General features: G+C 67.6%; 9 protein-coding genes and 1 tRNA gene. 9 read left to right on the plus strand and 1 reads right to left on the minus strand.

Annotated features, from left to right (window positions below; genetic code table 11):
- Nucleotides 1–47: 47 nt before the first annotated feature.
- Nucleotides 48–1,601 carry an alpha,alpha-trehalose-phosphate synthase (UDP-forming) gene (locus ACQUSM_RS07920; protein WP_435117481.1) on the plus strand — a complete coding sequence of 518 codons (1,554 nt, stop codon included), beginning with the start codon at nt 48–50 and terminating at the stop codon, nt 1,599–1,601.
- Between the two features lie 201 nt (nt 1,602–1,802).
- Here the strand turns inward: ACQUSM_RS07920 and ACQUSM_RS07925 are convergent.
- Nucleotides 1,803–1,875 (minus strand) — tRNA-Asp (locus tag ACQUSM_RS07925).
- 252 nt (nt 1,876–2,127) lie between these two features.
- On the opposite strand from ACQUSM_RS07925, the gene ACQUSM_RS07930 reads away from it, so the two are divergent.
- The 8 genes from ACQUSM_RS07930 (at nt 2,128) to ACQUSM_RS07965 (ending at nt 11,557) form a co-directional block, all read left to right on the plus strand.
- Nucleotides 2,128–2,355, plus strand: coding sequence for a DNA-directed RNA polymerase subunit H (locus ACQUSM_RS07930; RefSeq protein ID WP_049979642.1), 228 nt, complete (start codon nt 2,128–2,130; stop codon nt 2,353–2,355).
- Entirely contained in the window at nt 2,355–3,923 is a 1,569-nt protein-coding gene (locus tag ACQUSM_RS07935; RefSeq protein WP_435117484.1) for a DNA-directed RNA polymerase subunit B'', read from the plus strand. The genes ACQUSM_RS07930 and ACQUSM_RS07935 overlap by 1 nt, the downstream gene beginning before the upstream one ends.
- A gap of 1 nt (nt 3,924) precedes the next feature.
- Nucleotides 3,925–5,757, plus strand: coding sequence for a DNA-directed RNA polymerase subunit B (gene rpoB, locus ACQUSM_RS07940; protein WP_435117486.1), 1,833 nt, complete (start codon nt 3,925–3,927; stop codon nt 5,755–5,757).
- Complete coding sequence (locus ACQUSM_RS07945; RefSeq protein ID WP_435117488.1) at nt 5,758–8,682, plus strand: DNA-directed RNA polymerase subunit A'; 2,925 nt, start codon at nt 5,758–5,760, stop codon at nt 8,680–8,682.
- Nucleotides 8,675–9,910, plus strand: coding sequence for a DNA-directed RNA polymerase subunit A'' (rpoA2, locus tag ACQUSM_RS07950; protein ID WP_435117490.1), 1,236 nt, complete (start codon nt 8,675–8,677; stop codon nt 9,908–9,910). The genes ACQUSM_RS07945 and rpoA2 overlap by 8 nt, the downstream gene beginning before the upstream one ends.
- Nucleotides 9,911–9,980: 70 nt before the next feature.
- Nucleotides 9,981–10,403 (plus strand): NusA-like transcription termination signal-binding factor, encoded by a 423-nt coding sequence (locus ACQUSM_RS07955; RefSeq protein ID WP_435117492.1) that lies wholly within the window; start codon nt 9,981–9,983, stop codon nt 10,401–10,403.
- Between the two features lie 105 nt (nt 10,404–10,508).
- Nucleotides 10,509–10,937, plus strand: coding sequence for a 30S ribosomal protein S12 (locus ACQUSM_RS07960; RefSeq protein ID WP_049979636.1), 429 nt, complete (start codon nt 10,509–10,511; stop codon nt 10,935–10,937).
- A complete protein-coding gene (locus tag ACQUSM_RS07965) occupies nt 10,934–11,557 on the plus strand; it encodes a 30S ribosomal protein S7 (RefSeq protein WP_435117495.1) in 624 nt (207 codons plus the stop codon). The genes ACQUSM_RS07960 and ACQUSM_RS07965 overlap by 4 nt, the downstream gene beginning before the upstream one ends.
- The last annotated feature ends 11 nt before the right edge of the window (nt 11,558–11,568 follow it).

Consider the following 11,568-nt stretch of genomic DNA (forward strand, 5'->3'; position numbering starts at 1 on the left):
CTGCCGGTCCCGATGGGTTCAACTCCGCCCGGCGACCACGACCGCCCGTGATCGACGACGCGCTCGGCGACCGCTCGCTCGTGGTCGTCTCGAACCGCGAGCCGTACGTCCACGAGTACGCCGACGGCGAGCCGACGGCGGAGCGCCCCGCCGGCGGACTCGTGACCGCGCTCGACGGCGTGGTGGCCGAGACGGGCGGCACGTGGGTCGCGTGGGGGAGCGGCGACGCCGACTTCGACCCAGCGGTGGCGCCCGACGGCGAGGTCGACGTTCCGCCGGACAGCAACGGGGCCGGTGCGGCTGACGCCGACCGGCCGGGCTACACGCTCTCGCGGCTCGACCTCCCCCGCCGGCTGGTCGAGAACTACTACTACGGCTACAGCAATCAGGTGCTCTGGCCGATCTGTCACCTCGAAGCCGACCCCGTGACCGTCGACCCCGCGTTCGCGCCGGCGTACCGCGAGGCCAACCGCCGGTTCGCCGAGCGCGCAGTCGAGGCCGACCCCGACGTGGTCTGGTTTCAGGACTACCACCTCGCGCTGGCGCCGCGGTACGTCCGCGAGCAGCGGCCGGGCGCGCGGCTGGTGCAGTTCTGGCACGTCCCGTGGCCCACGCCGGACTTCTTCGAAATCTGCCCGCAGGGAACCGAACTGCTCCGGGGGCTGCTCGGCAACGACGCGGTCGGCTTCCACCTCGACCGCTACGCCGCGAACTTCCGGGACTGCGTCGCGCGGTTCGTCCCCGACGCCGAGGTGACTGCGTCGGGCGCGATCCGCTACGACGGCCGGACCGTGGAGACGTACGCCTCACCCATCGGCGTCGATCCGGAACGCGTCGCGGCGAACGCCCGGAGCGACGCCGCGACCCACTACTGGAGTCGGGTGACCGATCGGTACGACCTCGACCCGGAGCGCTCGATCGTCCTAGGGGTCGACCGACTCGACTACACGAAGGGGGTGATCGAACGCCTCGACGCGCTCGCACACCTGCTGGAGACGACGCCCGAACTGGCGGGCGAGTTCACCTACGTCCAGAAGGGCACCCGGACTCGCGAGGGGATCCCCGCCTACCGGCGCTACTACGACGAGGTCCGCGACCGGATCGCCGACCTGAACGGGGCCCACGGGACCGCGGACTGGACGCCGGTCGTCTACATCGAGGACGACATCGACGACCGCGAACTCGCGGGGCTGTACCGTCACGCCGACGCCGCGGTGGTGAGCTCCCGACGCGACGGCATGAACCTCGTCGCGAAGGAGTTCGTCGCCGCACAGGGACAGCCGTTCCCCAACGCCGGGCTCGCGCAGTCGACGCCCCTCGAAGATCCGGCCCGCGAGCGGGCGCCGGGAACGCTCGTCCTGAGCCGCTTCGTCGGTGCCGCCGAGTCGCTGTGTCCCGCGGCGCTCTCCGTGAACCCCTACGACGTGGCGGGGTTCGCCGAGACGATCCGCGAGGCGCTGGAGATGAACGAGCCCGAACGCCACGAGCGGATGGAGTCGCTGCAGGCGTCGGTCCGCGAGGCGGACATCGACGCGTGGCTCTCGGCGCAGGTGGACGTGCTGACGGGCGAGGAGCAGGCGGTTGCGGCGGACGACGACTGATCTCCCGGGACTCGTTACCGGCGCTGATCGGGTCGCTGGACTCGACGCTCGTCAGTTGGTCGCAACAGAAAGCGCCGGAGCGGGATTTGAATAGCGAGAACTCGCTTCGCTCGTTCTCTGGGTTCAGAATCCCTCGATAGTCGTTCTCGGATCGCGGTTCACTCGTCGCTTCGCTCCTCGTTCACTTGCGATCCGAAGAAACGCCCGGAGCGGGATTTGAACCCGCGTCACGACCGTGACAGGGTCGTATGATGGGCCACTACACCATCCGGGCACGCTGCCTCGCTGCACTCAATTGTACCGCCGTGTTGTAAATAAGGCTTGCCATCCATCGGCGCCGTGGGAGGCAACCGCGTGGCGTGGCGTCGCCGCGGCGGCGTCGACCCGCACCCCTACCGGCGACGCGGCCGGGGTCGCGTGCGTCAACCGCTCGCGCACGCGCAACCTACATTAGCAAGCGTTATGTGCGGCCGGCTAAAATACAGCCGTAGTATCTCGTGACCGATTCTCTGAACGCCCCACACCTATGGTAGACGTAAGCCAACACGAACTGGTTCCGGAGCACACGCTCCTCGACGAGCCCGAGGTCGAGGAGGTGCTGGAGGAGTACCAAGTGAAGAAGACCAACCTACCCAAGATCAAGCGCAGGGATCCCGCCCTGCCCAAGGAGGCAGAGCCCGGCGACGTCGTCCGTATCGAACGCGACTCGCGTACCACAGACACTGCGGTCGTCTACAGGCTGGTGGTCGAATAATGGATCGAGAGGACCGACGCGCGGTCTCCCGGGAGTACTTCTCCCAGGAACGACTGGCGGAGCATCACTTCCGATCGTTCAACAACTTCCTCGACCGCGGGATGCAGGACGTGGTCGACGAGAAGGAGACGATCGGCACCGACATCGGCGACAAGGAAGGGCAGGAGCCCGTCTGGGTCGAACTCGGCGACGTGCGCATCCTGACGCCGCGCGTCCGCGAGGCCGACGGCTCCGAGGAGCTGCTCTACCCGCAGGAGGCCCGCCTGCGCAACATCACCTACGCCGCGCCGGTGTTCATGGAGATGTCCATCGTCCGGGGCGGCGAGGAGGAGCCCGAGGAGGTCGTCGATCAGACCGAGACCAAGGTCGGCCGGATGCCGATCATGGTCGGCTCGAACAAGTGTAACATCGACGGCTTCTCCGACGAGGAGCTGATCGACATCGGCGAAGACCCCGTCGACCCCGGCGGCTACTTCATCGTCAACGGCTCCGAGCGCGTGCTGATGACCAGCGAGGACCTCGCGCCGAACAAGATCCTCGCGGAGCACGACACCAAGTACGGCGACGACATCCAGGTCGCCAAGACGTTCTCTCAGCGCCGTGGCTACCGCGCGCTCGTGCTGTGTGAGCGCAACCGCGAGGGGATCCTCGAAGTCAGCTTCCCCTCCGTCTCCGGCTCCGTGCCGTTCGTGACGCTGGTCCGAGCGCTCGGGCTGGAGTCCGACGAGGAGATCGTCCACCGCGTCTCGGAGGACCCCGAGATCGTGAAGTTCATGCTGGAGAACCTGGAGGAGGCCGACGTGCAGACCGAGGAGGAGGCGATCGAGACCCTCGGGAAGCGCGTCGCCTCCGGGCAGGGGAAGAACTACCAGCTCAAGCGGGCGAACTACGTGATCGACCGCTACCTCCTCCCGCACCTCCACGAGGAGGGCGTCGAGGAGGAGGACGTCCGCATCAACAAGGCGTACTACCTCTGTCGGATGGCGGAAGCGTGCTTCGAGCTCGCGCTCGGGCGGCGCGACTCCGACGACAAGGACCACTACTCCAACAAGCGCCTCAAGGTCAGCGGCGACCTGATGAAGGACCTGTTCCGGACCGCGCTGAACAAGCTCTCCCGGGACGTGAAGTACCAGCTCGAACGCGCCAACATGCGCAACCGCGACCTCAGCGTCAACACGGTCGTCCGGTCGGACGTGCTCACCGAACGGCTGGAGCACCCGATCGCGACCGGGAACTGGGTCGGCGGCCGCTCGGGCGTCTCCCAGCTGGTCGACCGGACCGACTACATGGGCGTTCTCTCCCACCTGCGACGGCTCCGTTCGCCGCTGAGTCGCTCCCAGCCCCACTTCGACGCGCGTGACCTGCACGCCACCCAGTGGGGGCGTATCTGTCCCTCCGAGACGCCGGAGGGGCCGAACTGCGGTCTCGTGAAGAACTTCGCACAGGCGATGGAGCTCTCCCAGCACGTCGACGACGAGCGCGAACTGAAGCGCGAGCTCGACGACATGGGCGTGGAGGGTATCCCCGGTATCGAGGGCGTCGAACGAGCAACACCCGCGGACGACTGAGATGGCAGGAAAACAAGAACGACCTGCGAAGGTCTACGTCAACGGCAGCCTCGTGGGGACCCACCCGGACCCCGAGGAGCTAGCAGCACAGATCCGAGAGTCACGGCGCAACGGCGAGGTCAGCGAGATGGTCAACGTCGCGGTGAAGGACCGCACCCGCGAGGTCATCGTCAACGCCGACTCCGGCCGCGCGCGCCGACCGCTGATCGTCGTCGACGACGGCGAGCCGCGGCTCACCGACGAGCACATCGAGGCGATCGAGGACGACGAGCTCGAGTTCGACGACCTCGTGGACCGCGGTATCGTCGAGTTCATCGACGCCGAGGAGGAGGAGGACATCCTCGTCGCCGTCGACGAGGACGACCTCACCGAGAAGCACACCCACCTCGAGGTCGACCCGCAGCTGATCTTCGGGATCGGCGCGGGGATGATCCCCTACCCCGAGCACAACGCCTCGCCGCGGATCACGATGGGCGCGGGGATGATGAAGCAGTCCCTCGGGCTGCCCTCGGCGAACTACCGCATCCGGCCCGACACGCGCCAGCACCTCCTGCACTACCCGCAGCTCTCGATGGTCAAGACCCAGACCACCGAGCAGATCGGGTTCGACGAGCGTCCCGCGGCCCAGAACTTCACGGTCGCGGTCATGTCCTACGAGGGGTTCAACATCGAGGACGCCCTCGTCATGAACCAGGGCTCCGTTGAGCGTGGCCTCGCCCGTTCGCACTTCTTCCGCACGTACGAGGGCGAGGAGCGACGCTACCCCGGCGGTCAGGAGGACCGCTTCGAAGTGCCTTCCCAGGACGTGCGCGGCGCACGTGGGGAGGACGCCTACACCCACCTCGACGAGGACGGGCTGGTCAACCCCGAGACGAAGGTCGACGAGAGCTCGGTGCTGCTCGGGAAGACCTCGCCGCCCCGGTTCCTCGAGGAGCAGGAGGACCTCGGCGGCCTCTCGCCCCAGAAGCGGCGTGAGACCTCGGTCACGATGCGCTCCGGCGAGGACGGCATCGTCGACACGGTGACGCTGATGGAGGGCGAGGACGGCTCGAAGCTCTCGAAGGTCTCGGTCCGGGACGAACGCATCCCCGAGCTCGGGGACAAGTTCGCGTCCCGGCACGGCCAGAAGGGCGTCGTCGGCCACCTCGCGCCCCAGGAGGACATGCCGTTCACCGAGGAGGGGCTCATCCCCGACCTCGTGATGAACCCCCACGCGCTCCCCTCGCGGATGACCGTGGGCCACGTGCTGGAGATGCTCGGCGGCAAGGTCGGCTCGTTGGAAGGCCGGCGCGTCGACGGCACGCCGTTCCAGGGCGAGGGCGAGGAGGAACTCCGCGAGAGTCTGGAGGAACGCGGCTTCAAGTCCTCCGGCAAGGAGGTCATGTACTCCGGCGTGACCGGCGAGAAGATCGAGGCCGAGATCTTCGTCGGCACGATCTTCTACCACAAGCTGTACCACATGGTGAGCAACAAGCTGCACGCCCGCTCCCGCGGGCCCGTGCAGGTGCTCACCCGACAGCCCACCGAGGGGCGCGCCCGCGAGGGTGGCCTCCGCGTGGGGGAGATGGAGCGTGAGGTGCTGATCGGTCACGGCGCCGCGATGGCGCTGAAGGAACGCCTGCTCGACTCCTCGGACCGCGAGACGGTGTACATCTCGGAGGACACCGGGATGGTCGCGGTGGAGGACGTGGAGCAGCGCCGGGTGTACGACCCCATCACGAAAGACGAGGACAACATCCACGAGCTGGAGGTCAGCTACGCGTTCAAGCTGCTGCTCGACGAGATGAAGGCGCTCGGCATCCGACCCAAACTCGAACTGGAGGACGCAGTATAAATGTCAATCTCAGGCTCACCCAAGGAGATCGGCGAGATCAGCTTCGGCCTGATGGACCCGGAGACGTACCGGGACATGAGCGCCACGAAGGTGATCACCGCCGACACGTACGACGACGACGGCTACCCCATCGACATGGGGCTGATGGACCCCCGACTGGGCGTCATCGACCCCGGGCTGGAGTGTCGGACCTGCGGTCAGCACTCCGGCTCGTGTAACGGCCACTTCGGCCACATCGAGCTCGCGGCGCCGGTGATCCACGTCGGCTTCGCGAAGCTGATCCGCCGCCTGCTGCGTGGCACCTGCCGCGACTGCGGCCGGCTCTCGCTCACCGAGGACGAGCAGGCCGAGTTCGCCGAACGGCTCGAACGCGCCAAGGAGCTCGGCGACGACCCCGACGACGTGCTGAAGGCCGCCATCCGGCAGGCCCGGAAGACGTCGCGGTGTCCGTTCTGTGGCGAGACCCAGTACGACATCAAACACGAGAAGCCGACCACCTACTACGAGGTGCAGGACGTCCTCGCCGGCGAGTACTCCGAGATCATCGCCGAGGCGATGCAGCCCGACGACGAGGACGACGACGGCATCTCGCCGCAGGAGCTCGCCGACGAGACCGGCATCGCGCTCGACCGGATCAACGACATCCTCGGCGGCGAGTTCCGCCCGCGCGAGGAGGACCGCAAGGCGCTGGAGAAGGCGCTGGACATCGACCTCACCGAGGAGGACGAGAACAAGCTGATGCCCAGCGACATCCGGGACTGGTTCGAGGACATCCCGGACGAGGACCTCGCGAACATCGGCGTCAACCCCGAGACCTCCCGGCCCGAGTGGATGATCCTGACGGTGCTGCCGGTGCCGCCGGTCACCACCCGTCCCTCGATCACGCTGGACAACGGCCAGCGTTCCGAGGACGACCTCACCCACAAGCTGGTCGACATCATCCGCATCAATCAGCGGTTCATGGAGAACCGCGAGGCGGGGGCGCCCCAGCTGATCATCGAGGACCTCTGGGAACTGCTCCAGTACCACGTCACCACGTTCGTCGACAACGAGATCTCCGGGACGCCGCCGGCCCGCCACCGCTCGGGTCGGCCGCTGAAGACGCTCTCCCAGCGACTGAAGGGGAAGGAGGGTCGCTTCCGTGGCTCGCTGTCCGGGAAGCGCGTGAACTTCTCGGCGCGAACCGTGATCTCGCCGGACCCGACGCTCTCGCTGAACGAGGTCGGCGTCCCCGAGCGCGTGGCCCGGGAGATGACCCAGACGATGAACGTCTCCGAGCGCAACCTCGAGGAGGCCCGGACGTACGTCCGGAACGGCCCCGAGGGCCACCCCGGCGCCAACTACGTCAAGCGACCCGACGGCCGCCGACTGAAGGTGACCGAGAAGAACTGCGAGGAGCTCGCCGAGAAGGTCGAGCCCGAGTGGGAGGTCTCCCGACACCTGACCGACGGCGACATCATCGTGTTCAACCGACAGCCGTCGCTGCACCGGATGTCGATCATGGCCCACGAGGTGGTCGTGATGCCGTACAAGACGTTCCGGCTGAACACGACGGTCTGTACGCCGTACAACGCCGACTTCGACGGCGACGAGATGAACATGCACGCGCTCCAGAACGAGGAGGCGCGTGCGGAGGCCCGCGTGCTGATGCGGGTGCAGGAGCAGATGCTCAGCCCGCGCTTCGGTGAGAATATCATCGGCGCCATCCAGGACCACGTCTCCGGGACGTACCTGCTCACGCGGAACAACCCCGAGTTCACCGAGAACCAAGCGCTGGACCTGCTGCGTGCGACCAGCGTCGACGAGCTGCCCGAGCCCGACGGCGAGCAGGACGGCGAGCCCGTCTGGAACGGCCGGACGGTGTTCTCGGAGCTGCTGCCCGACGACCTCAACCTCGAGTTCCGCTCCGAGGCCGACGACGAGGTCGTGATCGAGGACGGCCAGCTCGTCCAGGGGACGATCGACGAGGGCGCCATCGGCGCCTTCGGCGGCGACATCGTCGACACGATCACCAAGGAGTACTCGAAGACGCGCGCCCGCGTGTTCGTCAACGAGGTGGCGACGCTCGCGATGCGCTCGATCATGCACTTCGGGTTCTCGATCGGGATCGACGACGAGTCCGTCCCGCCGACGGCCGACGAGCAGGTCGACGAAGCGATCGACGACGCCTACGAGCGTGTCGACGAGCTGATCGAGACGTACCGGGCGGGCGATCTGAACTCGATCCCCGGCCGGACCGTCGACGAGACGCTCGAGCTCAAGATCATGCAGACGCTCGGCAAGGCGCGTGACTCCGCGGAGGACATCGCCGGCGACCACTTCGCCGACGACAACCCCGCGATCGTCATGGCCCGTTCCGGCGCGCGTGGGTCGATGCTGAACCTGACCCAGATGGCCGCCACCGTCGGCCAGCAGTCCGTCAGTGGCGAGCGCATCAACCGCGGCTACGAGGGTCGGACGCTCAGCCACTACGAGCGCGGCGACCTCGGCGCCAAACCCCACGGGTTCGTAGAGAACTCGTACCGCTCGGGGCTCACCCCGCGGGAGTTCTTCTTCCACGCCATGGGTGGCCGCGAGGGGCTGGTCGACACGGCAGTCCGGACCTCCAAGTCCGGCTACCTCCAGCGCCGCCTGATCAACGCGCTCTCGGAACTCGAGGCGCAGTACGACGGCACCGTCCGGGACACCTCCGGCACGGTCGTCCAGTTCGAGTTCGGCGAGGACGGCACCTCGCCGGTGAAAGTCTCCTCCGACGAGGACGACCCCGTCGACGTGGAGGCCATCACCCAGCGCGTGCTGGACGCCGAGTTCAGCAGCGAGGAGCAGAAGGCCCGCTTCCTCGGCGAGAGCGAGGAGACCACCAACATCTCGGAGTACGCCGGTCCCGGCCTGAACAAGGCGGGACAGGGGGTGAGCGATGACTGACGCCGAGGCGCTCCCCGAGAGCTTCGAGCACATCGACGAGTCGACCGAGGCGCTGGTCGAGGACACCGACCTGCCCCGGCGACTGAAAGACCGCATCTACGGCGCCATCGAGGAGAACGAGGGCGCGACCCGCGAGGAGATCGAGGAGATCGTCCAGGCCGTCGTCGCCCGCTACGAGGACACCCGGGTCGACGCGCTCGACCCCGTCGGGACGGTGTCGGCCCAGTCCATCGGGGAACCGGGCACCCAGCTGACGATGAACACGTTCCACTTCGCGGGCGTCGCGGAGATCGACGTGACGCAGGGGCTGCCCCGGCTGATCGAGCTCGTCGACGCCCGGAAGACGCCGGACACGCCGACGATGACGGTCCACCTCGAGGAGGAGTACGCGACCGACCGCGACAAGGCCCGCGAGGTCGTCTGGCAGATCGAGGCGACGAAGATCCTCGCGCTGGGGAACGTCTCCACCAACGTCGCGGACATGCAGGTCACGATCGACCTGAACGAGGACACGCTCCAGAAGCGCTGGCCCACCTACGACGACGTGGGCGAGGTCGCCGAGGAGATCCAGGACACCATCGAGAGCGAGCTCAAAGTCGCGACCAAGCGCAAGGGGACGACGATCGCGTTCGGCCCCGAGCAGCCCAGCTACCGCGAGCTGCTCCAGCTGGTCGAGGAGCTCCGCGAGGTCGTGTTCAAGGGGATCGAGGAGATCTCCCGCGTCGTGATCCGGAAGGAGGAAGTCGAGGACGACGAGGAGGAGTTCGTCCTCTACACCGAGGGGTCGGCGTTCGGCGATATCCTCGAGATCGAGGGCGTCGACACCAGCCGCTCGACGTGTAACAACATCCACGAGATCTACGACAACCTCGGGATCGAGGCCGCCCGCGAGACGATCATCAACGAGACCCACGAGACCCTGGCCGAACAGGGGCTCGACGACGTGAACGTCCGGCACCTGATGCTGGTGGCGGACATCATGACCAACCGCGGGACGATCGAGTCGATCGGCCGGCACGGGATCTCCGGCTCGAAGGAGTCCGTGCTCGCCCGTGCGGCGTTCGAGGTGACGGTGAACCACCTGCTCGACGCCGCCGTCCACGGCGAAGTCGACGACCTCGACGGCGTGATCGAGAACGTGATCGTCGGGAAGCCGGTGTCGATCGGCACCGGCGACGTGGACCTCCGGATGGGCTCGGGCGGCGCCGCGAAATCCGCCGACGACTGATGGGACGATCGCGCTCCCACTCGACGGCGGCAGCGGTCGGGCGGCCTCGCCGGCCCACGGAGGGGCAGCGATGAGCCTGACGCTGTCGGACGAGGCGCGCCGGCACATCGCCGCGTTCGCAGACGTGGCCGACGTGACGCCGGTGGACTGTCTGGTCGACGACGACCGCGCGGTGTTCGTGATCCCTGCCGGCGAGATGGGGGCGGCGATCGGGCCGGACGGCGAGACCGTCGAGGCCGTCGAGTCGCAGTTGGGCAGCCGCGTCGATCTCGTGGAGAACGCCGACGAGCCCGCGGCCTTTGTCGCCAACTGCCTCGCGCCTGCGGCCGTGCGCAACGTCACCCTGTCGACCCAGGGCGGCAGCACCGTCGCGTACGTCGAGGTGCCGCAGGGCGACCGCGGGGTCGCGATCGGGGCCGGCGGGGAGTCGATCGAGGCGGCCCGGCGGCTGGCGGCGCGCCACTTCGACATCGACGACGTGCAGTTGGCGTAGAGCGTGACCGGCGCAGATCGGAGTAGCGCCACCTCTAACGCGTTCTCGATCCGTCTTCTCTCCTCGAAAGGGGACGCTTAAGTGGCTCCGTCGAGGAGTTGGGGTATGGCGAACGGCAAGTACGCCGCGCGGAAACTCAAGAAGGACCGCCAGAAGCGACGGTGGTCCGACTCGGAGTACGCGCGCCGCGAACGCGGACTCAAGGAGAAGTCCGACCCGCTCGAGGGCGCCCCGCAGGGTCGCGGGATCGTGCTGGAGAAGGTCGGCATCGAAGCGAAACAGCCCAACTCGGCGATCCGGAAATGTGTCCGGGTCCAGCTCATCAAGAACGGGAAGCAGGTCACCGCGTTCTGTCCCGGTGACGGCGCGATCTCGTTCATCGACGAGCACGACGAGGTCACCATCGCGGGGATCGGTGGCTCGAAGGGTCGTGCGATGGGTGACATCTCCGGTGTCAACTACAAGGTCGAGAAGGTCAACGGCGTGTCGCTGATCGAACTGGTGCGCGGGAACGCGGAGAAGCCAGTCAGATGAGCGAGAGCGAAGAGCCCGAGGCCGAGGACGTCGAGGCCGAGGAGACGACGGAGGAGACGTCGACCGGCGCCGACCTGTTCGGCGTCTGGGACGTGAGCGACATCGAGTACTCCGACCCCTCGACCCAGCGCTACCTCAACGTGACGCCCGTCGCGCACACGATGGGCCGCCACGCGAGCAAGCAGTTCGAGAAGTCCGAGATCAGCGTGGTCGAGCGCCTGATCAACCGACTGATGCAGACCGAGGACAACACGGGCATGAAGCAGAAGACGACCCGCATCGTGCGGGACGCCTTCGAGATCGTCCACGAGCGGACCGAGGAGAACCCCGCGCAGGTGCTCGTCACCGCCGTGGAGAACGCGGCCCCCCGTGAGGAGACCGTCCGCCTGAAGTACGGCGGGATCTCGGTCCCGAAGGCCGTCGACGTGGCGCCCCAGCGCCGTGTCGACCAGGGGCTGAAGTTTATCGCGCAGGGGACGCTCAACGCCTCGCGCAACACGGCCACGCCCGTCGAGGAGGCGCTGGCCCAGCAGCTGATCGGCGCCGCCGACTACGACGTGAACGTCTACCCGATCTCCCAGAAGGAGGAGACCGAGCGCGTCGCGGCCGCGGCCCGCTAACTCGGCTCCGC

It is taken from the genome of Halolamina sp. C58, assembly GCF_051195095.1.
Lineage (GTDB): Archaea > Halobacteriota > Halobacteria > Halobacteriales > Haloferacaceae > Halolamina.

Coding starts and splice junctions, on each gene's coding strand:
- ACQUSM_RS07930 (WP_049979642.1), top strand. CDS start 2,128: ATGGTAGACGTAAGCCAACACGAACTGGTTCCGGAGCACACGCTCCTC.
- ACQUSM_RS07935 (WP_435117484.1), top strand. CDS start 2,355: ATGGATCGAGAGGACCGACGCGCGGTCTCCCGGGAGTACTTCTCCCAG.
- rpoB (WP_435117486.1), top strand. CDS start 3,925: ATGGCAGGAAAACAAGAACGACCTGCGAAGGTCTACGTCAACGGCAGC.
- ACQUSM_RS07945 (WP_435117488.1), top strand. CDS start 5,758: ATGTCAATCTCAGGCTCACCCAAGGAGATCGGCGAGATCAGCTTCGGC.
- rpoA2 (WP_435117490.1), top strand. CDS start 8,675: ATGACTGACGCCGAGGCGCTCCCCGAGAGCTTCGAGCACATCGACGAG.
- ACQUSM_RS07955 (WP_435117492.1), top strand. CDS start 9,981: ATGAGCCTGACGCTGTCGGACGAGGCGCGCCGGCACATCGCCGCGTTC.
- ACQUSM_RS07960 (WP_049979636.1), top strand. CDS start 10,509: ATGGCGAACGGCAAGTACGCCGCGCGGAAACTCAAGAAGGACCGCCAG.
- ACQUSM_RS07965 (WP_435117495.1), top strand. CDS start 10,934: ATGAGCGAGAGCGAAGAGCCCGAGGCCGAGGACGTCGAGGCCGAGGAG.